Annotated in this window: 26 protein-coding genes and 1 pseudogene; 11 read left to right on the forward strand and 16 right to left on the reverse strand. The window is 63.9% G+C overall.

Annotated elements, in window-relative coordinates; all coding sequences use genetic code 11:
- Positions 1-143: 143 nt before the first annotated feature.
- The 8 genes from DCY11_RS04245 to DCY11_RS04280 all read right to left on the reverse strand — a co-directional run bounded on the left by DCY11_RS04245 (position 144) and on the right by DCY11_RS04280 (position 10,189).
- On the reverse strand, positions 144-1,064 hold the full coding sequence (locus DCY11_RS04245) for a DUF2950 domain-containing protein (RefSeq protein ID WP_108683658.1): 921 nt from the start codon (positions 1,062-1,064) through the stop codon (positions 144-146).
- Positions 1,065-1,120: 56 nt separating this feature from the next.
- Positions 1,121-2,791 carry a DUF3300 domain-containing protein gene (locus tag DCY11_RS04250; protein ID WP_108681350.1) on the reverse strand — a complete coding sequence of 557 codons (1,671 nt, stop codon included), beginning with the start codon at positions 2,789-2,791 and terminating at the stop codon, positions 1,121-1,123.
- 125 nt (positions 2,792-2,916) lie between these two features.
- Positions 2,917-3,903, reverse strand: a complete 987-nt coding sequence (locus DCY11_RS04255; protein ID WP_108681351.1) for a HupE/UreJ family protein — start codon at positions 3,901-3,903, stop codon at positions 2,917-2,919.
- Positions 3,900-4,823 carry a peptidyl-prolyl cis-trans isomerase gene (locus tag DCY11_RS04260; RefSeq protein WP_159079792.1) on the reverse strand — a complete coding sequence of 308 codons (924 nt, stop codon included), beginning with the start codon at positions 4,821-4,823 and terminating at the stop codon, positions 3,900-3,902. The genes DCY11_RS04255 and DCY11_RS04260 overlap by 4 nt, the downstream gene beginning before the upstream one ends.
- A 4-nt stretch (positions 4,824-4,827) precedes the next feature.
- Positions 4,828-5,442, reverse strand: coding sequence for a hypothetical protein (locus DCY11_RS04265; protein WP_108681353.1), 615 nt, complete (start codon positions 5,440-5,442; stop codon positions 4,828-4,830).
- 4 nt (positions 5,443-5,446) lie between these two features.
- Positions 5,447-7,387 (reverse strand): DUF3604 domain-containing protein, encoded by a 1,941-nt coding sequence (locus DCY11_RS04270; protein ID WP_108681354.1) that lies wholly within the window; start codon positions 7,385-7,387, stop codon positions 5,447-5,449.
- Between the two features lie 15 nt (positions 7,388-7,402).
- Positions 7,403-9,337 carry a DUF3604 domain-containing protein gene (locus tag DCY11_RS04275; protein WP_108681355.1) on the reverse strand — a complete coding sequence of 645 codons (1,935 nt, stop codon included), beginning with the start codon at positions 9,335-9,337 and terminating at the stop codon, positions 7,403-7,405.
- A 45-nt stretch (positions 9,338-9,382) separates the two neighbouring features.
- Positions 9,383-10,189 (reverse strand): hypothetical protein, encoded by an 807-nt coding sequence (locus DCY11_RS04280; protein WP_208430506.1) that lies wholly within the window; start codon positions 10,187-10,189, stop codon positions 9,383-9,385.
- A gap of 344 nt (positions 10,190-10,533) precedes the next feature.
- On the opposite strand from DCY11_RS04280, the gene DCY11_RS16120 reads away from it, so the two are divergent.
- On the forward strand, positions 10,534-10,908 hold the full coding sequence (locus tag DCY11_RS16120; protein ID WP_371515030.1) for a DUF2946 family protein: 375 nt from the start codon (positions 10,534-10,536) through the stop codon (positions 10,906-10,908).
- 72 nt (positions 10,909-10,980) lie between these two features.
- Here the strand turns inward: DCY11_RS16120 and DCY11_RS15430 are convergent, their stop codons facing one another.
- Positions 10,981-11,382 (reverse strand): hypothetical protein, encoded by a 402-nt coding sequence (locus DCY11_RS15430; RefSeq protein ID WP_159079793.1) that lies wholly within the window; start codon positions 11,380-11,382, stop codon positions 10,981-10,983.
- On the opposite strand from DCY11_RS15430, the gene DCY11_RS04290 reads away from it, so the two are divergent.
- Positions 11,381-13,468 (forward strand): TonB-dependent receptor, encoded by a 2,088-nt coding sequence (locus DCY11_RS04290; RefSeq protein WP_159079794.1) that lies wholly within the window; start codon positions 11,381-11,383, stop codon positions 13,466-13,468. The two genes, DCY11_RS15430 and DCY11_RS04290, sit on opposite strands and share 2 nt — an antisense overlap.
- 234 nt (positions 13,469-13,702) lie before the next feature.
- Positions 13,703-14,638 (forward strand): MBL fold metallo-hydrolase, encoded by a 936-nt coding sequence (locus tag DCY11_RS04295; protein ID WP_108681358.1) that lies wholly within the window; start codon positions 13,703-13,705, stop codon positions 14,636-14,638.
- Here the strand turns inward: DCY11_RS04295 and DCY11_RS04300 are convergent.
- Both DCY11_RS04300 and pdxH read right to left on the reverse strand, forming a co-directional pair.
- A complete protein-coding gene (locus tag DCY11_RS04300) occupies positions 14,586-15,503 on the reverse strand; it encodes a DUF1499 domain-containing protein (protein WP_108681359.1) in 918 nt (305 codons plus the stop codon). The genes DCY11_RS04295 and DCY11_RS04300 overlap by 53 nt on opposite strands.
- A gap of 50 nt (positions 15,504-15,553) precedes the next feature.
- Positions 15,554-16,162, reverse strand: coding sequence for a pyridoxamine 5'-phosphate oxidase (gene pdxH / locus DCY11_RS04305; protein ID WP_108681360.1), 609 nt, complete (start codon positions 16,160-16,162; stop codon positions 15,554-15,556).
- A 158-nt stretch (positions 16,163-16,320) separates the two neighbouring features.
- Here pdxH and DCY11_RS04310 point away from each other — a divergent pair, with 158 nt between their 5' ends.
- From DCY11_RS04310 to fabI, 3 genes are all read left to right on the forward strand, one after another.
- Positions 16,321-16,767, forward strand: coding sequence for an RT0821/Lpp0805 family surface protein (locus tag DCY11_RS04310; protein WP_108681361.1), 447 nt, complete (start codon positions 16,321-16,323; stop codon positions 16,765-16,767).
- A gap of 8 nt (positions 16,768-16,775) precedes the next feature.
- Positions 16,776-16,964, forward strand: a complete 189-nt coding sequence (locus tag DCY11_RS04315; protein WP_108681362.1) for a hypothetical protein — start codon at positions 16,776-16,778, stop codon at positions 16,962-16,964.
- A gap of 117 nt (positions 16,965-17,081) precedes the next feature.
- A complete protein-coding gene (gene fabI / locus DCY11_RS04320) occupies positions 17,082-17,900 on the forward strand; it encodes an enoyl-ACP reductase FabI (RefSeq protein WP_108681363.1) in 819 nt (272 codons plus the stop codon).
- Between the two features lie 42 nt (positions 17,901-17,942).
- Here fabI and DCY11_RS15855 read toward each other — a convergent pair whose 3' ends face one another.
- Positions 17,943-18,386 (reverse strand): hypothetical protein, encoded by a 444-nt coding sequence (locus tag DCY11_RS15855; RefSeq protein WP_245409440.1) that lies wholly within the window; start codon positions 18,384-18,386, stop codon positions 17,943-17,945.
- Between the two features lie 202 nt (positions 18,387-18,588).
- On the opposite strand from DCY11_RS15855, the gene aroC reads away from it, so the two are divergent.
- Together aroC and DCY11_RS04335 are read left to right on the forward strand one after the other, a co-directional pair.
- A complete protein-coding gene (gene aroC / locus DCY11_RS04330; protein ID WP_108683661.1) occupies positions 18,589-19,734 on the forward strand; it encodes a chorismate synthase in 1,146 nt (381 codons plus the stop codon).
- Positions 19,707-20,414 carry an NAD-dependent deacylase gene (locus tag DCY11_RS04335; protein ID WP_108681364.1) on the forward strand — a complete coding sequence of 236 codons (708 nt, stop codon included), beginning with the start codon at positions 19,707-19,709 and terminating at the stop codon, positions 20,412-20,414. The genes aroC and DCY11_RS04335 overlap by 28 nt, the downstream gene beginning before the upstream one ends.
- A gap of 18 nt (positions 20,415-20,432) precedes the next feature.
- On the opposite strand, the gene DCY11_RS04340 is transcribed toward DCY11_RS04335, so the two are convergent.
- Together DCY11_RS04340 and DCY11_RS04345 are read right to left on the reverse strand one after the other, a co-directional pair.
- Positions 20,433-21,659, reverse strand: a complete 1,227-nt coding sequence (locus DCY11_RS04340; protein ID WP_108681365.1) for a class I SAM-dependent RNA methyltransferase — start codon at positions 21,657-21,659, stop codon at positions 20,433-20,435.
- Complete coding sequence (locus DCY11_RS04345) at positions 21,649-22,344, reverse strand: TlyA family RNA methyltransferase (protein WP_108683662.1); 696 nt, start codon at positions 22,342-22,344, stop codon at positions 21,649-21,651. The genes DCY11_RS04340 and DCY11_RS04345 overlap by 11 nt, the downstream gene beginning before the upstream one ends.
- Before the next feature lie 257 nt (positions 22,345-22,601).
- Between DCY11_RS04345 and DCY11_RS04350 the strand changes: the two genes are divergently transcribed.
- The 3 genes from DCY11_RS04350 to DCY11_RS04360 all read left to right on the forward strand — a co-directional run bounded on the left by DCY11_RS04350 (position 22,602) and on the right by DCY11_RS04360 (position 24,116).
- Entirely contained in the window at positions 22,602-23,075 is a 474-nt protein-coding gene (locus DCY11_RS04350) for an SET domain-containing protein (protein WP_245409441.1), read from the forward strand.
- A gap of 10 nt (positions 23,076-23,085) precedes the next feature.
- Complete coding sequence (locus tag DCY11_RS04355; RefSeq protein WP_108681366.1) at positions 23,086-23,514, forward strand: SET domain-containing protein; 429 nt, start codon at positions 23,086-23,088, stop codon at positions 23,512-23,514.
- A 113-nt stretch (positions 23,515-23,627) separates the two neighbouring features.
- Positions 23,628-24,116 carry a hypothetical protein gene (locus tag DCY11_RS04360; RefSeq protein WP_159079796.1) on the forward strand — a complete coding sequence of 163 codons (489 nt, stop codon included), beginning with the start codon at positions 23,628-23,630 and terminating at the stop codon, positions 24,114-24,116.
- 14 nt (positions 24,117-24,130) lie between these two features.
- On the opposite strand, the pseudogene dxs reads toward DCY11_RS04360, so the two are convergent.
- Positions 24,131-26,073: pseudogene (dxs, locus tag DCY11_RS04365) on the reverse strand (1-deoxy-D-xylulose-5-phosphate synthase).
- 150 nt (positions 26,074-26,223) lie between these two features.
- On the reverse strand, positions 26,224-26,481 hold the full coding sequence (locus tag DCY11_RS04370) for an exodeoxyribonuclease VII small subunit (protein ID WP_069444264.1): 258 nt from the start codon (positions 26,479-26,481) through the stop codon (positions 26,224-26,226).
- Between the last annotated feature and the right edge of the window lie 11 nt (positions 26,482-26,492).

Here is a 26,492-nt window from a genome sequence, read left to right on the forward strand (position 1 = left end):
TATTTCGCGACTGGTTCTGATCAATCATATGTCAATTTTGTGACTGCCGCATGCTCCTTTAGTCGTAGCGGCCGCTGGACGTACGGCAACCCTTAAGCGTTGTTCCTTGGGCGTTCCCGAAAAATTTTTAGGACTTGAGCGGGCTACGGCGTCTGGGCGGGCTCCCAGCTGTCGTCCGGGGCGAACGTATCGATCTTGCCCGCGATCTCCACCGTGTCCTCGCCGAGGTCTTTCTCCAGGACGTGGCTGTCCTGATTGACGATGAAGGTCATGATCCCCGAATTGTTGTACTCGGCGGGAAAGGCGATCAAGGCATAGCCGCCCGTCATGCGGCCGTCCTCGACATAGTCGCGGGCGCCGCCTTCGGCACCCTCACCTTGGCTCTTGAGGATGCGGAAGTAGTAGCCGTGATAGGGGATCGGATTGACCCCGTCGGGCGTGTAGCCCTCCTCGATGATTTCGGCGAACTTCTTGGAAAGCGGGCTCTCGTCGGCGCCCTCCTCCGTCGGCCAGTACAGGCCGTCTTTCTTACCGGGCGAGCTCATGATGCGCTGCGCATAGGCCGGCGGCTTCTTCCCGTCCGGATTGAGCGCGAGGTAGTCCTCCTGGGCCTTAATGTAGCCGCGCGCCGCCTCGATGGCCGAGAGTTCGTTGCGGCCGATGCGCCGGATGAGGATCTCCTCCATGCCGCCCTCGGTATCGAATTCCCATTTTCCGTCCTCGGTTTTCACGACGGGAATCGGAAACGGCCAATCGTCTTCGCCGAGGAGGAGAACCGCGAAATCGTCCCCTTCCGTCTCGAGCTTGTGGGCCTTGTCGTAGGCTTGCATGAAGCCTTCCCGCGCATTCTTGTCCGCAACCTCGTCGCCGGAGCTGACGACATCCTGGCCCTCCGGGCCGAGAATCTCGAGCAGCTTCTCCTTGTCTCCACCGCGCGCCGCACTCACGAGCGCTTCGATCGCCGCATCGGCACTGTCGAACTGCTGCGCGGCTTGCGCCTGCGTGCAGAGGACGAGAAGCGAAACGCCGAACACCGCGCGGCTCAGTTGTCGAACTAAGGGCATGTCATCCACCACTCTAGAGTCTGGTTCATTGCTTCTAGTCTTTGGCCTGCCGGCGTCTACCGGCGCCGGCCACCGCCGCCGGCACGGCGTCCGCCGCCACCGCCTCTCGACACATGCCGGCCGCCCGCGCTCGCGCGCCCGCGCGCTGCGGCTTGGCGTGCACCGGCTCCGTCCCGCTTTTCGAACGCATTGCCGCTCGGCCGGCTTTGCGGCTTCCTCGCCGCAGGCTTGCTTGCGGGCCTGTCCCTCAAATTGGCTTGGGCGCCGCCGCCACCCGGACGGTTTCCAGCACCTGGCTTCGGTCCACCGCCGCCGCCGACTTTGGGACGGTCACCACCGCCGGCTCCAGGCCGGTTGCCCCCACCACCGCCAGGCTTCTTGAGCCCAGCCTCGATGTCGCCAACGGAAGGACGGCCACCGCCGGCCCCACCGGGACGCTTGTCACCCGCAAGATTGCCGGGGCGCCCATTGCCGCCACCTGGGCGGGCTGAGCCGCCGCCCGGCTTTTTCAAATCCGATTCGAGATCGCCGACCGTCGGGCGACCGCCGCCGTTCCCCGGACGGTTGCCGGGGCCGGGACGGCCGTCTGCACCGCCAGGGCGCCGATTGCCCGCGTTGTCGCCGATGTTGTTCCGGTTGCCGCTGTTCGCGAATTTGTTCCGAACATCGGTGTTGTTGTACTGGACCCCGCGCCGGTGCTCGGAATTGTGTTCCCACTTCTGAACGTTGACGTTGTTCCGGTTGATCGTGTTGCCGCTGATGTTGCGATTGACGTTCACGTTGATGTCGTTGCGGCCCCAATTGATGTCGTTGCCCCAGATCGCATTGCCGATGGCAAATCCGGCGCTCCACACGAGCCCTGTGGCGAGCGCGCTGCCGAAGGCGTAGCCCGGCGGCGGCGGGAAGTAATAAGGCTGATAGCTGGGATAGGGCCACGCTCCGTAGGCCACCGACGGCTCGTAATACGGCACATAGATCTTCTCGGGGTTGGTCGGCTGGATGGCGATCACTTCCTGGGGCGCCGCGGCTTGCGTTGACGCCGCGCCACCGCTGGACGACCCAGTGTTGTTCTGCACGACGGTCTGCGTGACGGTCACGGTCTGCTGCGGGTTGGACTCGAGCGTCCCATTCTCCTTCGCGCGCGCCCGCAGGGCCTGAACCGCGTTCATGACATCCGACTGCTGCGCGAGAACCGCATCGCCGAGCTTCTGCGTCCAGTCGAGATCCTTGTTCAACATCTCGAGGGCGTCGGGCACCGAAACGAGGTCCTTGATGCTGTCGTCCCAATCCTGCCCGGCCACCGCCTTCTGCAAGGCGTCGCCCTTGAGGTCTTTATTCTTCTGATACCAGCGTTCCGCCTGCACGATTTCCAGCGGATAGGTCGAGGCGATCAAAACATTGGCGAGGAGCGGATCGGGATAGAGCGCGATGGGGGCCACGAGCTGCTCGAGTTCGGCCTGACTGAGCTGCGTGTCTTGCGCCCCGTTCGACGGCGCGGCGCCGGCATCGTCGGACGCCTCCGCCTCAGGCGGCGGGGAGACAGCCTCTACGACTGAATCCGAGTCCTGCGCTACGGCCGTTCCGGCATCGGCGGGCGCTTCAGTCTGCGGCGGCGGCGAGACAGCCTCCACAACCGAGTCTGAGTCCTGCGCAAGGGCCGTTCCGTACACCCAGAGCGCGGAGGTGAACGCCGTTGAGACCACCAGAAACCGCATCTTCTCACCCATGGTCGTTGTCCTCACCTTTTTCCCGGTTCTGACCAGACACCGAAGCACCGGGACAAAGCGTGCGGGCCAGTAGCCGCACCGTTTATGACCAAAACACGGCGCGGCTCCAACTGGTTGCACACTCTCTACAGGAAGAGTGCGACGCGCTGAACAAACCAGACGGCCGCCAACGAACCGATTCCGTAGCCGACCGCCGTCCGGAGCCAGGCGCGATCGAGAGAGAGGGCCCGGCGGACAAGGGTGCTGGCACCGACCACCGTAAACACGAACAAGAGCTGCCCCGCCTCCACGCCGAGATTGAAGGTGAGTAGCGCGAGCGGGACATCGGATTGCGGCAGGCCGATCTCCTTCAGCGCGCCGCCAAAGCCCAAACCATGCAAGAGCCCGAATGCAAAGGCGACCAGCCACGGCATTCGCTTGGTGAGATCGCTCTCCGGCCCGGTCTGGCGCACCACCTCCGCCGCCACGAACATGATGCTGAGCGCGATGACCGCCTCCACAGGCGCCTGCGGAATCTGAGCCCAGCCGAGGGCCGCAACGGCGAGCGTGATGCTGTGCGCCACGGTGAAAGCGGTGATGACCTTGACCAGCATCCATACGTCGCGAACGAGCAGAAGAAGCGCGAGGACGAACAGAAGATGATCGATCCCCAAGAGAATGTGCTCCACGCCCAGCACGAAATAGGTTCGGGCCGTCTCAACCCAGGTGGGCGCTGCCTCCACGGTGAAGGATGGACTGTCCGGCGTCAGGCGCGCGGCTTGTACGGCGCCGTCCTCGGACTCCACGCGCACGACCACGTCCGTGAACGTGCCAGAGAGCCCGTCAATCGATACCTCGCGATCCGCGAGCCCATCCGGGCACCGCACCGCCGAGTGCTCCACCAGCGCCGCGCCGGACCGTTCGCTTCGCGTCGGCGCCATCTCCGCACATTCGGCTGGCAACCTCACGTGAAGGCCGAGCCGCATATCGCCGCGCGCCGGCACTTTGAACCTGATGTCGTAGGTGGCCGCGCCCGTCTGCCGGATCTCCAGGAAGCCGGGCCGCAATTCATGGGCATCCGCGGCGACGTGAAGTACGGCGAGCAGCAATGCCACTGCGAGGAGCCGGATCATTCCGCCTCGCCCTTCTCCAGCCGAGAAGATTTCTCGGGCTGCGGCGGCCTCTCAGGCTCAAGCGGCGCCTCAGGCTGGGGAGACTTCAGCTCCGGCAGAACGACCTCGTACTTGGCGCGCAGCCTGTCGTAAGCATCCGCCTGGTACTCCTTGCGTTTCAGATTACGCCAATCACGGCGCACCGCATCCCGCACCTCGTCGAGTTCTGGATCGTATCCCCCCTCGCGCTTGGTGACCTGCACGAGATGTAGGCCGAACGGCGAGGCGATCGGTCCTGTCCATTCGCCCTCGGGAGCGCGCAACACGTCACTCGCGAAGTCATCACCAAAGTCGCGTTGCACCGCGCGCAACGGGGAAAGCGGCACCGACCTCGGCAGCAGCGTGGGATCGCCGAGGTCGCCGGGATCAGCGCCTGCCTTCACAGCCTGAAGCATCTTCGCGGCGCGTGCATCCGCATCGCCGCCAGACAGCTTTGGATTGATGAAGACCTGTTCAAACGCAAGTTTGGGCTCCACGCGATAGGCGTCTTTGTGGTCATCGAGATAGGCCTGCAGCGCCACATCGTCTGCGGCCAGCGCCTCTTCGCTGGGCTCGGACAAGAACTCCATCTTCTGCTGCATGCGGCGGCGAATGAGTGTGTCGTCCCGATCGAGACCGCGCTTGACGGCTTCGCGGTAATAGACCTCTTCCTTGATGTAGGCGTCCAGGAGCCCCCGTATTTCCTCGGGCGTCGGCGGCCGTTGCCAGGTCTTCGCAAAGACCTGCGCGAGCTGCAGGACACGCCCCTCGGTCACGACGATGCGGTCGCGGGTCTCGGTCTCGTCGCCATCTGCAAAGAAAGCGTAGGCTGCGAACACAGCCGCACCGATCAGTACGAAATGGAAGAGCGGCTCGCGTACAAGCCTTGAAAGAAGACGCATCGTGCTAGCCTGACGCCTCCGTTGCGCGATCAGGCAAGTCAGACTGCGCATCCCGTGGCTCGCCGCGCATTACATCTCGCAAAGCCTCCTGCCGTTTTTCGGGACCGTAGAGGCGAATGAGACCTTCGGCCTCCGCCACGTCGAAACTGATGGAACCTGCGTTCAACGCACGGACGACCGCGCGCTCGGTCACGAGAACCACATCCCCCTGCTCGGGACCTGTGGCATGAACCGAAACGCCGAAGCCGCCGTCCTCCGCCGCGTAGCGGGTCCACAGCATCGAGTCGAGCAGGATAATCGTGAATGCAAAGCCGGGATCGGGCGCCGGGCCAAGAGAGCGCCCCAACTCTTCCAAGCCCAACGTCGTGCGCTGGTAGGCAAACATGTCCTTGGCGGCACGCCTCGGTCTCGGAGGGAGCAAGCCGCTGCTCTGCGCCTGCCATACAGCGGTTCGCACATAGAGCGACTTCGGATACACAAGATTCATCACGCCGCGCGCGATGTCGCTGGGGCTATGGTAGCCGCACGCCAAGGCGGTGCCACCGGCGCACAAGATGCCTGCCGCGAGCATGAGCGCTACACCGATGACAGCCTTGTGGTGCGCACGACGGCGGTTCATCCCGCTACCCTTTCGGCGTGTACCAGATGGGCGAGGTGTAGGCGCGCTCGGTGACCGTCATCGGCGTATCGGCGTCGAATTTCGCGTCCTTGAAATAGGCGGCGTCGAAGGCGGTCCAACGCGGCGTCGGGATTTCAATGACGCGGGCATAGTAGAAGGCCTTGAGCGACGGATCGAAGTCCGGATCCTGCCACACAGTGATGAGCTCCGGCGCGCCAATCGTATTGGTCCAGGTCGCCTTCTCGACATCGACCGTGCTGCCGATCAGCGGCACCTTGCCGTCTTCTCCGGGTTCGCGGTCCCCGGACCAGACGACGTCATAGATCTTCTCCTGCATCTCGCCATTCGCATCGACCCAGCCCTTGACGATCTGGATCCGATCGAGATTGCCGGATATCGGGTCCTTCAGGGCCGCGACGAGGAAGGTGGGCGCGCCGCTGCCGTCAGGCGCCGGAGGCAGGTCGCCGCCCATGGGTACGCCTTTGCCGTACCCGACCGTGCCCGGATCGCGGCGCTCCGCGTCGTCCTTGTCGAATTCCCAACCACCGAAGAACCGCACGAATATCCGCGAGCCGGTGGTGCCGTAGACCTCCTTGCGCTTCATCGCATCCCAGATGGAGGACCGCGTGTTCTCGGGCGCCCAGACAGCGGTGAGGCCCGAGGCGCCGAGCTGCCAGTCCTTCACCGTATTGCCGTCGAAGTCGAAGGCATTGCCGTTGGACCGCTCAGGACCGGGCTCGCTCGCCGGAAACTTGCCGAAGAAGTTGTTCTCCTCGGCCGAGGAGACACCGGTATGGTCGTCGGTCGACCCGAGGAGACCGAACTTGAAGGGATTGGTGCCCAACTCGTCCTCGAGTTTCAGGCCGCGCTTCAGCGCTTGGCGCGCATATTCGTATTCGATATCGCCAGGCTTCTTGGGGACGCCGGCAAGGTTGTACTTGTCCCAGATCTCGAAGTTGGCGAATTCGTCGGACGGCGCGAGCTTCGGGTGCTGCTCCGACGTGCCCTTGCTTTGCGTCACTTCGTAAAGGGGCTCCCAGCGTGCGCGCTCTTCGGCCCACTTCGCGTCGATCGGCTTGCCGTCCGGCGTCTCGGTCGCAAACATCAGCCCGTTCGAGAGATTGCCGTTATGCGGAACGGCCAGCACACGGCCACCGGTCTTCTCTTCGTAGGCCGCCATCCAATCCCAGAGCTCGTTCGGGATGTCGGTGTCGAAGGTGGTCAGCGGCCTGACCAGATCGGCCTTGGCCTTGCCGTCTCGGTAGACGACGTTGCGGTGCAGATTGTTGCCGCCGCCGTAGTTCGAGGTCCACTCGTAGCCGATGAGCGCGGTGAAACGACCGGGATCGTTATGTCCCTCCACGATGTCGGTCATCTTATGCCAATAGTCGAGCTGGACATCGGGATCGGTCATCGGCTTCGGCACTTTGCCCTGGCCCTGGAGCGTGATCATTTCCATCACGACGGCGGTGGCCGCCTCGCCGCCGGCATTCATGCCCTTGTGCCACTCCTTTAGTTTCGGATCGGTCATCAAGGAGGGATCGCCCTCGAGAACGCCGCTCATGACGCCGAGCGCATCCGAGTGGTCCGCGACCATCATGAAATCATAAGGGCGGGACAGCCTCACTTTCTGCCCGGTGCTGGAGGTGATCTCTCCGCCTTTTGCGTATTGCAGCGCCTCGTCCGGACCCACCCGCGTGCCCGCGGCGATCGCATCCGGCGACCACGACGTATGCAGATGAATCTCACCCCAAAGAGGCCGGCTCGGAAAACTCCGCCCCGCATACGGCGAGTAGCCCGGCTGATTGAAGAATCGCTCGACGCTGGCAGCGTCGATCGTTCCACCGTCCGTCGTCACGCTTCGTGGCTCTTGAGCTGCGGCCGGAAGAACAAGAACGGTTGCCACAGTTGCAGCAACTGGAAGCAATGCGAAGCGAACAGCCATCGTAATTTCCTTCCTCTATCCTTGCGGCGCATACCAGATGGGCGAGGTATATGCCCGCTCCTGGGTTGTCATCGGCACGTCGTCGGTCATGTCGACGTTGAAGCGCTTGGCTTCGTAAGCCGTCCAGCGCGGCGTCGGGATCTCGATGACGCGTGCGTAGTAGAAGGCGCTTCTGTCCGGATCGAAGTCCGGGTCGGTCCACACCGTGATCATCTCCGGCTCGCCGATGGAATTGCTCCAGGTGGCGTTCTTCACATCCACCGTGTTGCCGACGGGCGGCAGCTTGCCGTCAGGACCCGGCTCGCGGTCGTCGCTCCACACGACGTCGTAGACTTTCTCCTCGGCCTCGCCGTCCGCGTTCAGCCAGCCCTTGACGATCTGGATGCGGTCGAGATTGCCGCTATAGGGATCCTTCGCCGCCGCAACCAAGAAAGTTGGCGCCTTGCCTTGCGGCGCGGCGCTGAGATCGCCGCCCATGGGCACGCCCTTGGAATAACCCGCGGCCGCGGGAAGCCGCGTCTTGGCGTCCGCCTCGTCGAAATCCCAGCCGCCGAAGAACCGGACGGTCATGCGCGGACCCGTGGTCGCGTAGGTCTCCTTCCGCTTCATCGCGTCGAAGATCGCCTCGCGCGTGTTCTCGGTCGCCCAGACGCCGGCATAGCCGCCCGCCGCCTGCTGCCAGCCCTTGATCGTGAACTCGGGATCGGGTGCTTCGATCACGATGTGCTCCCAGCGATGGGGCTCGGGCTCGACGCCGGAATGCTTGCCGAAAAAGTTCTCCTCCTCGACCGCGGCAAACGAAGTGTGGGAGTCGGTGGAGCCGACCATGCCGAACTTGTAGGGATTGACGCCGAGCTTATCCTCGAGCTTCAGACCGGTCTTCAGAGCTTCGCGGGCATACTCCCATTGCAGCATGTCCTTGGTCTTCGCCTCGGTGCCGTTGAGGTTGGACTTGTCCCAAGTTTCGTAGTCCGCAAACTCGTCGTTCGGTGACAGGAACGGATGCGTTTCGCCGTCGCCCTTGATCTGCGTGACCTCGACCAAAGGCTCGTACTGCGCCCGCATGGCCGCGAGTTCCTTGGTGAGGGGCTTGCCGTCGAAGGTCTTCACGGTGAACATGCGGCCGTTCGATAGATTGCCGTTGTGCGGGATGGCGAGCACCTCCGCTCCCGTTTTCTCTTCCAGCGCGGCAAGATGCTTCCAGAGCATTTCCGGATTCTTGCTGTCATACTGCGAGAACGGGACGGAGCGGTTTGCGGCGCTGGCATCGCCGCGGAAGATCACGTTGCGGTGGAGGTTGTCGCCGCCGATCGCCGTCCATTCGTAGCCGATCAACGCGGTGAACCGTCCGGGCTCGTTGTATTTATCGGCCAGTGCCGTGTAGTTCTGCCAGGCGTTCTTCACGGCAGCGTCGCTCTTGATCGGCGGCTCGTCGACCGATAGCGACCCAACAATCTCCATTGCGGTGTCGAACTTCTTCTGATTGTCACCCGCCGTGAGGGCGTCGTACCACCGTTTTCCGATCTCGGTGGACAGGATCTCCTGATCACCGCTCAGCAATTGCGGCATCAGCCCGTACATCTCCGCGTGATCGGCAATCACGAGGAAGTCGAGCGGACGGGAAAGCTTCGCGCGCAGCCCGTGGGTCGTGGTGACCTCCTCGCCCCGCGCAAAGCGAAAGGCGTCCTCCTGGCCGATGCGATTCATGGTTCCGGCATCGACCGAGACAGCCGTGTGCAGATGGGTGTCACCCCAATAGACCTTGGTGGGAAAGTTGCGGCCCGCATAGGGAGAGAATTGAGGCGGCGTGATCTCTGCCACGCCTTCCTTCGTCGGGAGTTGAATGACCTCCCGCGTGACCGATTCCGGCTCGGCGAGAGTCGCCCCGGCAAACAAGCATCCTGCGAACAGTGCGAGCCCGGATGTGATCAATGATGCATTTGACTTCATGATCTCCTCCTCAGATGTACGGTCGATTATTTTTTGGGGGTCCGTTTATCCTCCCGTGGGAAACAGCAGTTGCACCTGGAAGCGGGCCTGCCAGTCGGGACCGCCTTCCGGCGTGATGACGTTGTCGTAGGCCTGGAGCGACATGTTCACGGGCTGGGAGCCGATGTTGAACACGCGGCCCATGCCGCCGCCGAGCGGCACCGTCCACTGATTGTCCGCTGACGCCTCCCAATTGGCGGTCATGATCGGCGCGGAGGTGAGATACCAGCCGTGCTTCAAATTGTAGTTCACGAAGTACTGGAACAGGAACGCGTTCACGTCCGGATCGCTCGAGTCGCCGGCGAACGACCAGATGTTGTTGACGAGCGCGCCGACCACCCATTTGCCCGGTGTCCAAACGATGGCCGCCGTCGGCCCCGCGCCCCACTTCTCAGGCCCGAGGCTGCTATCCGTGGCCGTCGGCAGCAGGAACGTTGGACCGGCGCCGACCATGAGCGTCGGGCTGACCTGATTGACGAAGAAGAAGCTCGGATTGAAGTTGCCGAGACCGAAATCGCTTTCGTCGCCTTGATAGACCGCCGGCTGATACACCACCGGCAAGATCCAGCGCGTCACCAGATTCCAGTCCTCGTTCAGCTCAAACGGGATCACCGGCTGGATGTTCAGGATGTTCTGGTCGTAGTCGTACGGCCCGACATTGAAATTCGTGTTGTTCTGGAACGGGACCGAGATCAGGTTGGCGATGGGGTTCTGAGCTTGCTGCGCGAGGTTGCCGCCATCTTGAGCAGCTGCGGGCAAGGACAGCAAAACGACGCTTGCGGCAATGGCCGCATAGCTACGGAACCCCACCATCGACGCCTCCACGTTCTTAGACTTGGCTCCCGTGGGAACCCTTTGACTCTACCATACTCCGGCGTAGGTGCACACGAACAGGCTGATGAAATGCAGCATGTTGGTCCCAAGACCGGGCGGGCACTGGCGGGACGTGGTGGTTACTGACCCCAGCCCAGGCCTACCTTTAGCGGCGGTGGGGGAGCCCGAGCGACTTGGCACGAGTCCTGAGATCGTTATGTAACGGCACGGTCGATACGTGGCAGGCAGGCTGCCAAGAACCGACTTAGGTCAGAGAAAACAACGCCCTGTGTCAAAACGTCTCATTGTTGCAGACTTAAGCAACACTGCAATCTTAACGAACTATGGGGGGATTTAGAAAAGGGAACTGGCGTCGCGTCGCCGGAGCTTTAGGGCTTCTGGGCGTACTTGTTTATGCCAGCCTCATCCCTGGCCACCTCGTTTCGCAGACTCTCACCGTCCTGGTCCAAGCGGAACTAGGCGTTGTCCCGTTCTGCCATCGCGGCGGCGGGGAACCCACGGACCAAACCAACAAAGACAAGAACTGTCCGTTCTGTCACGGCTACGCCAGCTTCATGGCCGCCGCGCCCACCGTCGCGGTCGCTTTCGTCGTGCCACCTCGCGTGGCCGAACGTGTCGCACCGGTTCAAGACGCTTTCCGTCTGCGACGCGCTGCGCTGACGCCGCAAAGCCGCGGCCCTCCTCAACTCTCCATCTGACATCGCGTGTTTCTTCGTGCCGGTGCGCCGGCGCGACCCACCTTGTTTGAATGGAGACATCATCATGTCGGCTCATTGCCGTGCCGCGCTCCTATGCGCGTACCTAATCGGCTGCACCGCAGCACCTGCTCTCGCGCAGGAAACGACCACATCTGAAACATCGGGCACCGGGGAACCTGACTCTCTCCCCACGGTGGAAGTGATCCAAGCGCCCGAGGCGCCGGCCACGCCGGCACGCCCTACGTCGACATCCAACCGGCCCGCGCCGGCGTCTACCCGGGGGACCGCGACGGCGCGCAAGCCTGCGTCCACGCCAACGCGTACTCCGTCGCGCGCCCCGGCCGTGCCCGTGATGGCCGCGCCGTCACGCCCGAGCTTTGAGGAGGCGACGGCGATCAGCCGTCCCGCCGCCATCTCGTCCAGCGTGCCGAGCGTCTCGACCGCTTGGCCGGTGACCAGCGACACCGCCTCCATGATGAGCCGCCTGCCAGGCGGTGACATCTACAGCGCAGGAGGCGTCTCGGGCCTCCCCGTGCTGAACGGGCTGGCCGCGGACCGGCTGAACTCGCAGATCGACGGTATGAGCCTGATCGCGGCGTGCGCCAATCAGATGAACCCGCCGCTCTCCTACATCTCGCCGTCCCAGATCGGCAGCATCGACGTGTACTCCAACGTGGTGCCCGTCAGCGTCGGCGGCGACAGCATCGGCGGCGCCATCCTGGTGGAGCGGGCCCCGCCCGTCTTCGCCGCGCCTGGACAAGGGGTGATCACAAACGCCGAGGTCGGCGCCTATTACCGCAGCAATGGCGACGCCTTCGGCGGTAATGCCGCGGCCAGCGCAGCCGTACAGAATTTGGCGATCAGCTATACCGGATCCTACGAGAAGTCCGGCAACTACTCGGCCGGCGGCAACTTCAAAGACGCCGGTCCCGCCTTCATGTCGGTACCGAAGCATCCAGTCAAAGCGCCCTGGCTCGCGGCCGATGAAGTCGGTTCGACCGCTTACGAGGCGCAGAACCACAACATTGCCGTCGCTGCGCGCAATGAGAACCACCTGCTGCAATTCGATCTCGGCATCCAGAACATCCCGTACCAGAACTACCCGAACCAGCGGATGGACATGACCGAGAACGAAAGCATCATCGGCAACCTTCGCTATACCGGCGACTATGACTGGGGTGTGTTCGAGGCGCAGGTCTATCACCAGGACGTTCGCCACGAGATGAACTTCGGCGACGACAAACAGTTCTACTATCAGAACATGATGACGGGGATCGTTGCGCCGGGCATGCCGATGAACACCGAAGCGCAGGACACCGGCGTCAAGCTCAAAGCCAGCATCGAGATGAACGAGCGGGACACGCTGCGTATCGGCGCCGAGTATCAGAACTTCGACTACAGCGATAAGTGGCCAGCCTCACCGCGTAACCTTCCGCCCATGACGATGGCCATGATGGCACCGGACACGTTCTACAGCATCAACGACGGACGGCGTGACCGCTACGACGTCTTTGCCGAGTGGGAAGCGCGGTGGAACCCGCAATGGACCACCGAGCTCGGCGTGCGCAGCGACACGGTTCAGACGGATACCGGCCGAGTGCAAGGCTACAACGCCATGTACAACGCCGCGCCCCTGTTCCCTGCGACCACGTTCAACGACGCCGACCGCGAACGCACCGACCAGAACTGGGACGTGACGGCGGAGGCCATCTATACGCCGGACGAAACCAAGACCTATTCGTTCGGCTATTCGAAGAAGAGCCGCTCGCCCAATCTCTACGAGCGTTACTCTTGGTCGAACGTCACGATGGCCATGGAAATGATCGGGTGGTTCGGTGACGGCAACTACTATATCGGCAATCTCGACCTCGACCCGGAGGATGCGCATACGTTCAGCGCCACCGCCGACTGGCACGATGCCAACGGCAAGAACCGCCTGGCCGTTACGCCGTACTACACGTACATCTCGAACTACATCGACGTACGCCGCTGTCCGACGTCTGTCTGCGGCGCCTCGCAGGCGGTCATCGACAGCCTGACGGCGACGGAGGGCTTCGTCTACCTTCAGTTCGTCAACCAGGATGCGCACATGTACGGCGTCAATGTCTCCGGACACATGCTCCTGGCGGAGAACACGCCGTTCGGCTCGTTCACGGTGCGTGGACTTGCCGCCTATGTCGACGGCGTGAACACCGTGACCGACGACGACCTCTACCACATCATGCCGATCAACGGGACGGTGGCGCTCGAGCAGACACTCGGCCGCTGGACCAACACGATCGAAGCGGAAATGGTCGGGGCAAAAACGAAAGTCTCGCAGGTCCACAACGAGGTGGAGACCGGAGCCTATACGCTCTGGAACATCCGTAGCTCCTACGCGTGGAACAACTTCCGTGTCGATGTCGGCGTCGAGAACCTCTTTGACGAGTTCTACGACCTGCCGCTCGGCGGGCTCTATCTCGGACAGGGGGCAACCATGTCGGCCGATGGCGTTCCGTGGGGCATCGCGCTCCCGGGCCAGGGCCGGTCGTTCTACGTCGCGGCCAACATGAAGTTCTAGGCAAGAGTCCGAGAGAAGCCTCGAAGGCGCCCGCGTCGGACACCCGCCGCGGGCGCTTCTCATCACGGCCAGACTGCGGCAAAGCGCCGGAATTCAGTCATATTTTGCGCAAGAACCGGTGTGAGCTTGGCCGCCCCATAAGGGGGCGCGGCCCGTTGGCCGTTCTGCTATCTTCCGGCTCCCCTGCGGTTGCCCCCGCTGGTTCGCACCGAAACATCAATCAGTACCCAATTCATGTCAGCCGAGCTCGCATTCAATCGAAACGCCGATGTCGACTATGGCGTGGCCGAAGACGTCGCCCCGGGCGTTCGGCGCATTGTGGCCAACAATCCCGGCCCCTACACGTTTCTCGGCACGAACACCTATCTCGTCGGCACCGACGAGGTCGCGGTCATTGATCCAGGCCCCACGGACGAGGCCCATCTCGACGCCATCGCGCGCGCCACACGCGGCCAGCGCGTCAGCCACATCCTCATTACACACAGTCACCGGGACCACTGCGATGGCGCCCTGCCGTTGCAGCAGCGGCTCGGTGGCGAGATCGTCGCTTACGGCCCGACCGGGACCACGCGCGGTGCGGTCGCGCCGGGACTTGGCGACGGCTTCGTCGACGCCGCCTTCAAACCGGACACGCCCGTCGCGGACGGCGACACGATCAAGGGCCGCGGCTTCGCCCTGGACGTGCTGCATATGCCCGGACACGCGCCCGACCATTTGTGCTTCGCCCTGATCGGTGAGCGCACCGTCTTTACCGGCGATCATGTGATGGGGTGGAACACGACGGTCATCGCGCCGCCCGAAGGCAGCATGGCGGACTTCCTCGGGTCGCTTCAGCGCCTAGCGCAACGGCACGACAAGGTCTTCTTCCCGGGGCACGGCGGACGCATCGAAACCCCGCGCCGGGTCGTGCGGGCGTACATGACTCACAGGCTGTGGCGTGAGCAGACGATCCTCGCCTGCGTCGATGAGGGCGTGAACACGATCCCCCGCATCGTGGCGCGGCTGTATGGCGGGCTCGATGCGAACCTGAAGGTTGCCGCCGCGCTGTCGGTTCTGGCGCATCTGGAATTCTTGAAGGAGCGTGGCATCGTCACGGCCGAGGGCGCGACCGAAGGGCTTAGCGCCTTCTATATACGCGCCGCTTCCGGCTCCGACGCTTCTTCTTCTTGACCTGTTTCGCCGGCGCCGCGACGGGCTCTTCCTCGGGCTCTGCCGCGGTCTGTTCGAGAACCGTCGTCTCGCCCTTCTCCAGCGCGGTGTTGACCTCGTCCTCGAAGGCCCTGATGCGCTCCGCGTTGGCGCCGAGGTCGCTGCGGCCGTAGCGCGAGGCGGAGCGGATATCGACGACCGCCGACGTGTCGTCGCCCTTGACCCGCACCACCAGATCGTCGGTGAAGCCCATGATCAGCGACGTGTCGGTCGCCTCGATGCGGCCGACGCCGCTCTCCCCCGGCGCCTCGTTGACGACGACGGTCCAGCCGAGCTGCTTCACCGCTTCGTTCACGACGGTAAAGACGGCGCCCGCGGGCCGGTCCACGATGATCGGACCGATATCCTCGTACGCCTCCGCCTGAAGCTGCACCTGCTCGGCCGATGGGTTCCCAAGGGGGTTGGCGTCGCGCGGCCGCTGTTCCAGAAGCACCGTGTACTGCAGCGGATCCTCCGGCGATGTCTGGATGTCGGTAAGTTCCGGCAGGAGAAACGCCTGCGACAGGAAATAGGCCGGCAGCGCCAGTCCGATCAGGCCGACGATGATCGCCGCGAAGTCGTTGGTCGCACCGGTCTGTCCGCCAAACCAGATGCGGATCAATGAGACGACCGCGATCAAAACCGCCAGCCCGAGGCCAACGATGCACACGGCGATCAGATTGATGGCCGCCGGCGTGCTCAGTTCGAAAAAGCGATGCAGAATGGCCGTGAGAATCAGGAGCTGCAGGAAGAACACGGCGATCCGGCGCGCCCAGCGGGCCTCGTGCGCTTCCTTCACCACGTAGCGCGCGGTGGCAAAGCGTTCGATTGTGTCTTCCGCGGTCACGTTATGTCGTCCTCATGCGCATCCGGCTTGCTGCGATAACACAATTCGGCTCACGGATTGAGGCGCGTTTTTGTCCAGGCGCCGTCCAGCGTGTCCCGGCGGAACACGATCCGGTCGTGCAGCCGGTACTCCCCGTTCTGCCAGAACTCGATCTCCACCGGGCGCACTCGGTAGCCGCGCCAATACTCTGGCCGCGTCACCTCGCGTCCGTCAAATTCGTCCGTATAGCGCGCCACCGCTTCTTCCAACGCCGCGCGGCTCTCCAGGGGTCGCGATTGCTGAGATGCCCAGGCGCCGACACGGCTCTGCGGATGACGGGTCGCGAAATAGGCGTCCGCTTCGGCCTCTGTCGTAGGCTCGACGGGCCCGCGCACGCGGATCTGCCGGCCGAGGCTCTTCCAGTAGAAAAGCAGCGCTGCCTTCGGGTTGACGGCAAGTTCGCCGCCCTTGGCGCTGCCGCAGTTCGTGTAGAACACGAAGCCGCGCTCGTCGGCGCCCTTCAAGAGAATCATCCGAACATTCGGAAGCCCGTCCGCGTCTGCCGTGGCCACTGCCATCGCCTCCGGATCGGCAGGTTCGGTTTTTTCTGCCTCCGTGAGCCAGGTCTGGAACAGGGCGAAAGGGTCGTTTGCGACCGTGAAGTCTTGATTGTCCATCATATTTTGCCAGTCACTCCGCCCGGCCGCGCCGCCGAAAAACTTCCCAGCACGATACGGGCATTTACGTTTTCCTCACCCTGATAGGCCAGGATCGGTCGTGTTGATAGTGGGCGCGGGGGGATTTCAGTATCCGCGTCAGTATTTGGGGACGGTTTGTTATGCGTACGTTCCATTGGAACGCCCCTATCAAGGGGGCGGGGGCTCTCGTGTTGTGTGTATTGCTCCCCGCCCTCATTCCTCTCAAGGCAGAGGATCGCGGGGCACATGTCGTGGTGCCGGTCTTCAAGACCGTGACGCCGAAAACCGTGACGGAGCCGAACAGCCCGCTCACGGAACTTAAAACCACTCTTGATCGTTCAGATAGGGAAGTCGCGCTTCGGGCCCTGCAAATGGCCCTGACGGAGCTTGGCGACGGGGCGACCCTCGTATGGCGGCGGCAAGCCACCAAACTCGCGGGCCGGATCAAGCCCCTCTCCGTGTTCCGGGACGAGCACGGCCGCTTGTGCCGCACGGTTCTCTATTCGTTGAGCCGCAGCGGCAAGGAAAACGAGATCGAAGGCGTTGCCTGCCGGTCGCCAGACGGTCACTGGGCCATCGCCGGATAGAGGGTTTTATGTCCGAGAGTTACGTCGTTACCGAAACCACCACGCCGCTTCGCGCCGAAGCGGTCACGGAAAAACCAAAAGCGGGCGCTCGCTTCACCCCGCTGCGGTCCGCAATCGTCGTGCGGGACCGCGACGTTCCCGCGGATGCCGGAGAGACGCTTTCCCCGCTCGTGCCGGTAAGGCGCGACCACACCTAAGACTTCGCCCCCCCCCGCCCGTCAGCACCGGGCTGGTCCTGCCGAATCGGCGAAAGCCCTTTCGGCGAGGCCAGCCCGGTGTATAAGAGGCCCCCAGATTAGTCTGAAGGAGGGCTTATGGCGGACGGCGGAAATCTCATGGCGGGCAAGCGTGGCATCGTTTTCGGTGTCGCCAACAATCGCTCGATCGCTTGGGGCATCACCAAGGCAGTCGCCGGCCAGGGTGCCGAAGTCGCGCTGACCTACCAGGGCGATGCCTTGAAGAAGCGCGTCGAGCCGCTCGCCGCCGAGGTTGGCGCGAAGCTGGTTCTCCCCTGCGACGTCACCGACACGGCCTCGATGGACGCCGTCTTCGCGGCTGTCGAGAAGGAATGGGGCAGCCTCGACTTCATCGTCCACGCCGTCGCCTTTTCGGACAAGGATCAGCTCGACGGCCGCTACGTCGACACGACCGAAGAAAACTTCGCCAAGACGATGAATATCTCCTGCTTCTCGCTGACGGCCATGGCGAAGCGGGCCGAACCGCTGATGAAAAATGGCGGCTCGATCGTCACTCTCACCTATTACGGCGCCGAGAAGGTCATGCCCCATTACAACGTGATGGGCGTTGCGAAGGCTGCGCTGGAAACGAGCGTGCAGTATCTCGCCGCCGATCTCGGCAAGAACAATATCCGCGTGAACGCGATCTCGGCCGGGCCGATCAAGACGCTGGCTGCGTCGGGCATTTCCGACTTCCGCTATATTCTGAAGTGGAACGAGTACAACTCGCCGCTGCGCCGGACCGTCACCATCGAGGACGTGGGCGGCGGCGGCCTGTACCTTCTGTCCGAACTTTCCGCCGGCGTCACAGGTGAAGTCCTGCACATCGATGCGGGCTACCACGTGGTCGGCATGAAGAATGAGGACGCCCCGGACATTTCGGTGGCGAAGGAATAGGGCGGGACGTATCCCGCCCTTCCCCATTCAGATTTTGCCCACCTAAATCTTTCGGAAGACGGCGCCGGCGACTGAGCGCGGACGTTCGCGCACGCGGCCCCCGTCATTGCCGGACCGGACGATCCATTGGCCGTCTTTGGTCTTGCCCGTGATCAGGCCCACATGATGCGACCACACGACCACGGCGCCGACGCGTGGACCGTTCAGCGGCCGGCCGCGTTTGGCCCAATTGCGCGCGAGATTGTATTCGGGGCCGCCCCCGAGCTGGGTGCGCATGTACCAGCCGCACCAGCGCGCGGGGCGTGGTCCCACGCCGTGCCGGGCCGCCGTGGCCGCATTGGCCCGCTTCACGATTGATTTGGAGGGGGCGCTGCCGGACGCAGTCATCGAGAAGTTCAACGGCATGGAAGAGGCAGGCGAGAGCGTCATCGCGCTCGACAGAAAGACGACAGTCAACGTCAACAGACGTGCATGCACCGCACGCATCGGCGACTCCTTTTACTATTGTGTCTTGGGAGGGTGCGGCCAGCGAAGGATCGAACTGGCCGGCGCGAGAAACCGCGCGACGTGCAAGCTAAGGAAAATTAAGACGAAAACAGGCTCGCGCCGTGACCCGTGCGCGTCAATTTCGTGACCTGAACGACGTTGCCCGATGGACGCTTCGGCGAGAAGCGAGTACAGAAAGGCCATGTCGCATAACAGTTTCGGCCATCTTTTCCGCATCACGACCTGGGGCGAGAGCCACGGGCCCGCGATCGGCTGCGTGGTCGACGGATGCCCGCCCGGCATTCCGATCACGGAAGGCGAGATCCAGGCCTATCTGGACAAGCGCCGGCCGGGCCAATCGAAATACACGACCCAGCGGAAAGAACCCGACACGGTCGAGATCCTCTCCGGCGTGTTCACGAACGACGACGGCGAGCAGGTCACGACGGGCACGCCCATCGCGCTCCAGATCAAGAATGTCGATGCCCGCTCGAAGGACTACGGGGACATCAAGGACAAGTTCCGTCCCGGCCACGCGGACTACACCTATGCCGAAAAATACGGTGTGCGGGACTATCGCGGGTCCGGGCGTGCATCGGCGCGCGAGACGGCGACCCGTGTGGCTGCCGGCGCGGTGGCGCGCAAGGTCGTGCCGGGATTGCGTGTGCGCGGCGCCCTGGTTCAGGTAGGTCCCCACAAGATCGATCGCGCCAATTGGAACTGGGACGCGGTGGGCGAGAACCCGTTCTTCTGTCCCGATCCTAAGGCCGCCGAGATTTGGGCCGATTTCCTCGACGAGGTGCGCAAGTCCGGGTCGTCTACCGGCGCCGTCATCGAGATCGTGGCCGACGGTGTGCCTGTCGGTCTCGGCGCGCCGCTCTACGCCAAGCTCGACCAGGACATCTGCTCGGGGCTCATGAGCATTAATGCCGTGAAGGGCGTGGAGATCGGGTCCGGCTTTGAGGCGGCGGCTCTGTCCGGCGAAGAGAACGCCGACGAGATACGCAACGGCCCGCCCGGCTGGCCGACCTTCCTATCCAATCACGCGGGCGGAATCCTCGGCGGCATCTCTACGGGCCAGCCGGTGGTCGCGCGCTTCGCGGTCAAGCCCACCTCGTCGATCCTCACCCCGCGCAACACGATCGACAAAGAGGGCAACAACACCGAGGTCGTGACCAAAGGGCGCCACGATCCGTGCGTGGGCATTCGCGCCGTGCCGATCGGCGAGGCCATGGTGGCCATCGTGTTGGCCGACCACTATCTGCGTCATCGGGGCCAAACCGGCCAGGACGCCGCCCAGGACATCGACGCGGATTTGGAATGGCTTCCGACCGAATCGTCATCCTGACCGGCGCAGGGCTCTCCGCCGAGAGCGGGCTCGGCACGTTCCGCGGCAAGGACGGGCTGTGGGACACGTACAATGTCGAAGAGCTCGCGACGCCCGAAGGCTTCGCGCGCAATCCCACCAAGGTCCACGACTTCTACAACATGCGCCGGGGCTGGCTGGCGGATGTCCGCCCCAATGCCGCGCATTTCGCTCTCGCCAAACTCGAGCGCGAGTATGGCGGCGAGGTCCTGACCGTCACGCAGAACATCGACCCGCTGCATGAGGACGCCGGCAGCTCATCGCTGGTCCACATGCATGGTGAACTGGCCCGCGCCCTGTGCGCGGCTTGCGGCGCGAGCCGCGCCTGGACCGAGGACCTCTCGCTCGCGACCGACTGCCCTGCCTGCGGCGAGTCCGGCTATATGCGACCGGACGTGGTGTGGTTCGGCGAGATGCCCCGCGATATGGAGCGCATCTATGCGGCGCTCGGCGCATGCGATCTGTTCGTCTCCATCGGGACCAGCGGCACGGTCTATCCAGCGGCAGGATTCGTGGCCGAGGCCCATCGCGCAGGCGCGCATACGGTCGAACTCAATCTCGAGCCGTCCGAAGGCGCGAGCCTCTTCGCGGAAACCCATTACGGCCCGGCGACGGAGATCGTGCCAGCCTACGTCGACACTCTTTTGCAAGACGACACGTAACCCGCCGGGCGCGAACACCTATCGTTCCAGATGCGCGACCACCTCCACGTGGCTTGAATAGAGGAACTGATCGATCGGCACCACGCGGATGATCTTGTAGCCGCCATCCACAAGGAGCCGTAGGTCTCGCGCCAAGGTGCCGGGATTGCACGACACGGCGACGAGACGCTTCACCTTCGACTTCGCCAACTGCTCGGCCTGGGCGGACGCACCCGCGCGCGGCGGATCGAAGACGACCGCGTCGTACGGCTTCAGCTCCTGCCAGCCCAACGGATCGCGAAACAGATCGCGTCTGTGGCCGTGTATCGGCTTGAGTTTGGGCGTATGCCGGGCGGCATCACCAAGGGCGGCGAGCGCCTCGACGTTCGACTCGTAGCCGTCGACCGTCGCACGCTCGGCGAGTGCGAACGAGAACGTCCCCAGTCCGCAAAACAGATCCGCCACGCGTTTCGCCTTGCCGACGCCATCGCGGACCAGCGCAACCATCTCCGCTTCGGCCGCAGGTGAGGCTTGTAGAAAGCTGCCTGCTGGCAGGCGCACTTGCGCGCGGCCAAGCTGCAGCATCGGCGGGGTAAGCATGACGATCTCGGAGCCCGCGGTCAGCCGCGCGATGCCTTGCGCTTCCGCCGCGCCTGCCAGCTTTCCGAGCGCCGTCTCCGGCGGCTGCACGCCGTCAATCGCCACGTCGAGCCCCGTGTCGGTTTCGGTGACGGCGATGCGGGCCTCATGCGCGCCGCCCAGCAATGGCGCCAACAGCGCCTTGAGAGCCGGGAGGACCGAGAGGACCCTCGGCGACAGGATCGGGCAGGTGTCGATCTCGATCGTGTCGTGCGACCGGGCGCGGCGATAGCCGAGCACGACATTTTTGCCCCGCCGCTCCAGACTGAAGGTGGCCCGGCGACGGCTTCCGAGCGGGACGGCGCGCGTTGGCTCGACCGCCACGTCGAGCCCGCGCGACTGCAAGGCGGTGACCACAAGTTCCCTCTTCCAGGCCAGATAGCTTGGCGTATCGAGGTGCTGCAGGGCGCAGCCGCCACATAGGCCGAAATGCGGGCAGACCGGCTCGATACGGTCGGGGCTGGGATCGAGAACGTCGATACAGTCGGCGTGCTTTCCGTCCGGCGCCATCTCCGCCTGGACGCGCTCGCCGGGGAGCGTGAACGGCACGAAGACCGGCCCGTCCGCTGTTTCGGCAATGCCGTCGCCCTGGGCGCCAAGGCGGTCGATGGTCAGGTCAACGGTCATTCCGTGCACCGATCAAATACTCCACGTTGCCGCTGCCGCCGGCGATAGGCGATGGGATCACACCGAGCACATGCCAGCCCTCCGCCGTGAGGAAATCCTGCACGCGCACGATCGCACGCTGCCGGTCCGCATCGTCGCGCACTAGACCGCCCTTCCCGACCGCGTCGCGGCCCGCCTCGAATTGCGGCTTTACCAGCGCGGCCAGCCAGGCACCGGGCGCGGCGCGCCGAAGCGCGGCAGGCAGCGCCTGGGTGAGACTGATGAAGCTGACATCAGCTGTGATCGCCGCGACCGCCTCGGGAATCAGCGCCTCGTCGATCGTGCGCGCATCGGTGGCTTCGAGAGAGAGCACGCGCGGGTCGGCTCGCAGGCTTGCATGGAGTTGATCGCGGCCCACATCGACCGCGTAGACCCGCGCCGCGCCGCGGGCGAGCAGGACTTCAGTGAAGCCGCCCGTGGACGCCCCGACATCGAGCGCCACACACCCCTCCGGCGACAGGCCGAAGGCCTCCAGCGCCGCCGCGAGCTTCAGCGCCCCACGGGAGACGTGAGCGTCGGTGCCGGGAACCAGCGCCAGTGCCGCGTCGTCCGCAACGGTCGCTCCGGGCTTGGCCGCGATCGCGCCGTCGACCAGGACACAGCCCCGCCGGACGAGGTCAGCGGCCTGGGCGCGCGAGGGCGCCATCCCCTCCTCCACCAAGCGCTGGTCGATGCGTTTTTTTCTGTAGCTGGCCAATTTGCATTCTCATATGCTCTGCGTCGCGACGAGAGTCCTCGCGCGCGGCTGGGCCCGTGAAACGGCAGCCGCATCGCATTTCGCCCGCGCCACATTAGGTTTGAGACGCGGATGCTTCGTGAGGCAAGACCTGATTGAGCCAAGATTCTCTCAGCCGAGAAAAGACGGCCTACCTAACTGAAAAATGTGAAGTTCGAAATCGAGACGTGACCGGCGGGTTCGGCGTCTACGCCAAGTCCGTGATCGAGATGGGCGAGCTGATCGGCATCTGGAGCGGCCGCATTGTCGGCACCGAGGAACTCGACGGCCTGCCGGCCGAGGTCCGGAGCCATACGGTTCAGGTCGAGGATGACCTTTTCCTGGTCTCTCTCCTCCCGGACGATCCGCCCGACTTCATCAATCATTCGTGCGACCCGAATGCGGGACTGAGCGGCCAGATCACCCTGGTGGCGTTGCGGTGCATCCTCCCCGGCGAAGAGGTGACGATCGACTATGCCATGTGCGACGGCTCGCCCTACGACGAGTTTCCATGCGCCTGCGGCGCGGCGACGTGCCGTGGCCGCGTGACCGGAAACGACTGGCGCAACCCCGCGCTGTGGGAGCGCTATTCGGGACACTTTTCTCCATATCTCCAGCGGCGGATCGATGCGCTGAAATGCGCAAAGGCCGAATTGGTCTAGGACACACGCCATGCTGCTCATCAGCACCTTTGTGGCTCCGAGTTCAATCGAGGGGCTTGGGGTCTTCGCGGATGAATTCGTGCCGCGCGGCACGATCATCTGGCAGTACAATCCGAAATTCGACGTTCTGGTCGACGACACCGAACTCGGTGCACTGCCGCCGCCCATGCAGAGCCACATCGCCCGGTATGGCTATCCGCACCTCGACAGGCCCAGCTTCCGTGTGATCGACGTCGACAACGGCAAGTACATGAACCACAGCCTTAACCCGAATACGGACTTCCGCCTGTTCGACCGGGGCATCGCGTTGACGGACATCGCACGGGGCGACGAGATCACCTGCAACTATCGTGAGTTCGATCCTGCCTTCGTGGATTTCGGGACGGTGGCGTTCGCGGACCCCCCGGAATTGCCGGCGCTCGGGCCGCCCGCGCTCTAGGATCGCAGGGCACCAAAGGGACGACAACCCATCGGCGCGCCGGGAGGACGACATTGCCAAATCTTCCCGGCTCGACTAAGCCAGTGCCACCCAATCTCGTGCTGGAGCCTTCCATGCCGTTCAGATCCCTGCCGATTTTTCTGTCCCTCGCGCTTCTCGCAGGCGCGGTCGCTCTTCCGGTGACGTCCGCCCATGCCGCCAACATTTGGCAGGCAAAGACGAACGGCAGCTTCATCACGCTCCGCTACGGCCCCCTCGACGAGCGGGAGAATGCGCCCTTTCTTCTGTCCTGCCTGAACGGCATCGGGATCGCGGTCCTGTCGGTCCATATGGACTTTCCGCAGGAGGAGACGGGAGAAGCGCTCACCATCGAATTCAGCGCCGGCGACAAGACGGCGCCGGTGGCCGGAGAGACGGCCGCCGAGGACGGTACGGGTATCATTTACGGAGAGGCCGGCGACATTGCCGTGACGCCCATTCTCAAGGTTCTCGAAGAGAAGGGACCGGTCACCATGAAGTCAGGCGCGAATGCGGTCGAGTTGTCGGACGCGGGCCGGGCCGAGACCGTCGCGGAGTTCGCCAAGAACTGTTCGCTCGACTAATACTGTTCGCTGGATTAGGCGCGCTGCGCCGAGCCCGCCTTCGCATTTTTGCCGATATCGTTCTTGCCGAGCGCGGTGAAGACCGCCTTCACGATCCCGTCCGCATCGAGGCCCGCCGCCGCGTACATCGCGGCGGGCTTGCCTTGATCGATATAGCGATCGGGCAAAACGAGCGTCCGAACCTTTAGCGTGCCGTCGAGCAATCCGTCCGACGCAAGCTGGTGGAGCACATGGCCGCCGAAACCGCCGGTCGAGCCTTCCTCGACAGTGAGAAGGACTTCGTGGTTCCTGGCGAGGTCGCGGATGAGATCCACGTCCAGCGGCTTCGCGAAGCGGGCATCGGCCACGGTCGTCGACAGGCCGAACCCGGACAATTCGTCGGCGGCAGCCAGGCACTCGCCGAGCCGCGCTCCAAACGATAGGAGCGCAACGGCAGAACCTTCGCGGACGATGCGGCCCTTGCCGATCTCGAGCGGTATGCCGCGCTCGGCAGATCCACGCCAAGCCCTTCGCCGCGCGGATAGCGGAACGCCGTCGGCCTGTCGTCGATCGCGGCAGCGGTCGCCGTCATGTGCATGAGCTCGGCTTCGTCGCCGGCCGCCATCACGATCATGTTCGGCAGGCAGGTCAGAAACGCCGTGTCGAACGAACCCGCGTGGGTGGGACCGTCCGCACCGACGAGACCGGCCCGGTCGATCGCGAAGCGCACGGGCAGTTTCTGCACCGCCACGTCGTGCACGACCTGATCGTAGGCGCGCTGCAGGAAGGTCGAGTAGATCGCGGCGAACGGCTTGTAGCCTTCGGACGCGAGGCCCGCCGCGAAGGTCACCGCGTGCTGCTCGGCAATGCCGACGTCGAAGCAGCGATCGGGAAAGGCTTCGCCGAACTTGTCGAGCCCGGTTCCGGACGGCATCGCAGCCGTGATGGCGACGACCTTGTCGTCGGCCTTCGCCTCCTCGATGAGAGCGTTGGCGAATACCTTGGTGTAGCTGGGCGGGCCACCCGGCGCCGCCTTCTCCTGGGTGCCGGTGACGACGTTGAAGCGGCTGACGCCGTGATATTTGTCGGCAGATTCCTCCGCCGGCGCATAGCCCTTGCCCTTCTGGGTCACCACATGGACGAGGATCGGTCCGTTCTGCATCTTCTTCACATTGCGCAGCACGGGCAGGAGATGATCGAGATTGTGTCCGTCGATCGGCCCCACATAGTAGAAGCCGAGCTCCTCGAACAATGTCCCGCCGGTCCAGAAACCACGGCCGAACTCCTCCACACGGGCCGCCTGGCGCTGCCAGCGCCCCGGCAGCAGCTTGTGCGCCGCTTCCTTCATCCAGCGGCGGAAACGGCGATAGGTGCCGCCTGAAATAATCCGCGCCAGATGCGCGCTCATGGCACCCACGGGCGGCGCGATCGACATGTCGTTGTCGTTGAGAATCACGATCAGCCGCGAGTCCATCGCGCCCGCGTTGTTCATGGCCTCATAGGCCATGCCCGCGCTCATGGCGCCGTCGCCGATCACGGCGACCACATTGTTCGCGCCGCCCGACAGATCCCGGGCCACGGCCATGCCGAGTCCCGCCGAGATCGAGGTCGACGAATGGCCCGCGCCGAACGGGTCGTATTCACTCTCCGCGCGCTTGCAGAAGCCGGACAGGCCGCCAGGCGCACGCAAGGTACGGATGCGATCGCGGCGACCCGTGAGAATCTTATGGGGATAGCACTGGTGGCCGACATCCCAGATCAGCCGGTCGTCCGGCGTGTCGAAGACGTGATGGAGCGCCACCGTCAGTTCGACCACGCCAAGGCCGGCACCCAGGTGACCGCCGGTCACCGAAACGGCGCTGATCGTCTCTTGGCGAAGTTCGTCCGCGAGGCGCTTGAGCTCGTCATCGGTGAGCTGACGCAAATCCTTCGGCGTGTGAATTCGGTCTAGTAGTGGCGTGGCGTTCTCGGCGCTCATTCGCTTTCCTGTCGGAGGACTTTCTCCGCGACGGTTTTAGTCTTGAAATTTCTCGTCGTATCAATGCGTTACAGCAAGCTTACCGGGCCGACCTCACGCTGGCAACGTCTACAACCTTACCTCAAAACCGGCCCTGCCCAAGTTTGCCGGTCAGTCCTCCACATCGAGCGGCTCGACGCCGTTTGGCGTGCCGTCCTGATTGAGGGTGATTTTTTCCACGCGCGCCTCGGCGCTGCGGAGCAATTTATCGCAATGAGCGCGCAGGGCCTCGCCCCGCTCGTAGATCGAAATCGACGCTTCGAGTTCGACATCGCCCTTTTCGAGGCGGTCGACGATGGTCTCGAGCTCTTTCAGCGCGTCTTCGAAGCTCAATGTGGAGATATCAGCAGTGCCGGACGATTTAGCCATAGTTTTGAATT

Origin of the sequence: Methyloceanibacter sp. wino2 (genome assembly GCF_003071365.1) — a bacterium.
Lineage (GTDB): Bacteria > Pseudomonadota > Alphaproteobacteria > Rhizobiales > Methyloligellaceae > Methyloceanibacter.

Coding starts and splice junctions, on each gene's coding strand:
- DCY11_RS16120 (WP_371515030.1), top strand. CDS start 10,534: ATGGGGGGATTTAGAAAAGGGAACTGGCGTCGCGTCGCCGGAGCTTTA.
- DCY11_RS04290 (WP_159079794.1), top strand. CDS start 11,381: ATGATGAGCCGCCTGCCAGGCGGTGACATCTACAGCGCAGGAGGCGTC.
- DCY11_RS04360 (WP_159079796.1), top strand. CDS start 23,628: ATGCCGTTCAGATCCCTGCCGATTTTTCTGTCCCTCGCGCTTCTCGCA.
- aroC (WP_108683661.1), top strand. CDS start 18,589: ATGTCGCATAACAGTTTCGGCCATCTTTTCCGCATCACGACCTGGGGC.
- DCY11_RS04355 (WP_108681366.1), top strand. CDS start 23,086: ATGCTGCTCATCAGCACCTTTGTGGCTCCGAGTTCAATCGAGGGGCTT.
- DCY11_RS04265 (WP_108681353.1), bottom strand. CDS start 5,442: ATGAACCGCCGTCGTGCGCACCACAAGGCTGTCATCGGTGTAGCGCTC.
- DCY11_RS04280 (WP_208430506.1), bottom strand. CDS start 10,189: ATGGTGGGGTTCCGTAGCTATGCGGCCATTGCCGCAAGCGTCGTTTTG.
- DCY11_RS15855 (WP_245409440.1), bottom strand. CDS start 18,386: ATGCGTGCGGTGCATGCACGTCTGTTGACGTTGACTGTCGTCTTTCTG.
- pdxH (WP_108681360.1), bottom strand. CDS start 16,162: ATGATGGACAATCAAGACTTCACGGTCGCAAACGACCCTTTCGCCCTG.
- DCY11_RS04250 (WP_108681350.1), bottom strand. CDS start 2,791: ATGGGTGAGAAGATGCGGTTTCTGGTGGTCTCAACGGCGTTCACCTCC.
- DCY11_RS04260 (WP_159079792.1), bottom strand. CDS start 4,823: ATGCGTCTTCTTTCAAGGCTTGTACGCGAGCCGCTCTTCCATTTCGTA.
- DCY11_RS04340 (WP_108681365.1), bottom strand. CDS start 21,659: ATGACCGTTGACCTGACCATCGACCGCCTTGGCGCCCAGGGCGACGGC.
- DCY11_RS04345 (WP_108683662.1), bottom strand. CDS start 22,344: ATGGCGCCCTCGCGCGCCCAGGCCGCTGACCTCGTCCGGCGGGGCTGT.
- DCY11_RS15430 (WP_159079793.1), bottom strand. CDS start 11,382: ATGGAGGCGGTGTCGCTGGTCACCGGCCAAGCGGTCGAGACGCTCGGC.
- DCY11_RS04315 (WP_108681362.1), top strand. CDS start 16,776: ATGTCCGAGAGTTACGTCGTTACCGAAACCACCACGCCGCTTCGCGCC.
- DCY11_RS04245 (WP_108683658.1), bottom strand. CDS start 1,064: ATGCCCTTAGTTCGACAACTGAGCCGCGCGGTGTTCGGCGTTTCGCTT.
- DCY11_RS04275 (WP_108681355.1), bottom strand. CDS start 9,337: ATGAAGTCAAATGCATCATTGATCACATCCGGGCTCGCACTGTTCGCA.
- DCY11_RS04370 (WP_069444264.1), bottom strand. CDS start 26,481: ATGGCTAAATCGTCCGGCACTGCTGATATCTCCACATTGAGCTTCGAA.
- fabI (WP_108681363.1), top strand. CDS start 17,082: ATGGCGGACGGCGGAAATCTCATGGCGGGCAAGCGTGGCATCGTTTTC.
- DCY11_RS04255 (WP_108681351.1), bottom strand. CDS start 3,903: ATGATCCGGCTCCTCGCAGTGGCATTGCTGCTCGCCGTACTTCACGTC.
- DCY11_RS04270 (WP_108681354.1), bottom strand. CDS start 7,387: ATGGCTGTTCGCTTCGCATTGCTTCCAGTTGCTGCAACTGTGGCAACC.
- DCY11_RS04310 (WP_108681361.1), top strand. CDS start 16,321: ATGCGTACGTTCCATTGGAACGCCCCTATCAAGGGGGCGGGGGCTCTC.
- DCY11_RS04335 (WP_108681364.1), top strand. CDS start 19,707: ATGGCTTCCGACCGAATCGTCATCCTGACCGGCGCAGGGCTCTCCGCC.
- DCY11_RS04295 (WP_108681358.1), top strand. CDS start 13,703: ATGTCAGCCGAGCTCGCATTCAATCGAAACGCCGATGTCGACTATGGC.